Genomic DNA, 498 nt, shown 5'->3' with positions numbered 1-498 from the left:
GGTCTTCCGGCGTGCGGGTTTTTCACCCGCATTATCGTTACTCATGTCAGCATTCGCACTTCTGATACGTCCAGCATACCTCCCGGTACACCTTCAACCGCTTACAGAACGCTCCCCTACCACTCATCCTAAGATGAATCCGCAGCTTCGGTGCATAGTTTAGCCCCGTTACATCTTCCGCGCAGACCGACTCGACCAGTGAGCTATTACGCTTTCTTTAAAGGATGGCTGCTTCTAAGCCAACCTCCTGGCTGTCTGGGCCTTTCCACATCGTTTCCCACTTAACTATGACTTTGGGACCTTAGCTGGCGGTCTGGGTTGTTTCCCTCTTCACGACGGACGTTAGCACCCGCCGTGTGTCTCCCGGATATTACTTTACGGTATTCGGAGTTTGCAAAGGGTTGGTAAGTCGGGATGACCCCCTAGCCTTAACAGTGCTCTACCCCCGTAAGTATTCGTCCGAGGCTCTACCTAAATAGATTTCGGGGAGAACCAGCT

The 498-nt window shown here is 52.4% G+C and carries 1 rRNA gene; it reads right to left on the bottom strand.

Features of this window, described 5'->3' with window-relative positions:
* Positions 1 to 498: ribosomal RNA gene (locus tag PSH48_RS20825) — 23S ribosomal RNA — on the bottom strand; the annotation flags it as partial.

The sequence above is a fragment of the Pseudoalteromonas sp. Angola-4 genome (genome assembly GCF_028599265.1).
Taxonomy (GTDB): Bacteria; Pseudomonadota; Gammaproteobacteria; order Enterobacterales; family Alteromonadaceae; genus Pseudoalteromonas; species Pseudoalteromonas atlantica.
This window is presented reverse-complemented; position numbering and strand designations above follow the sequence as displayed.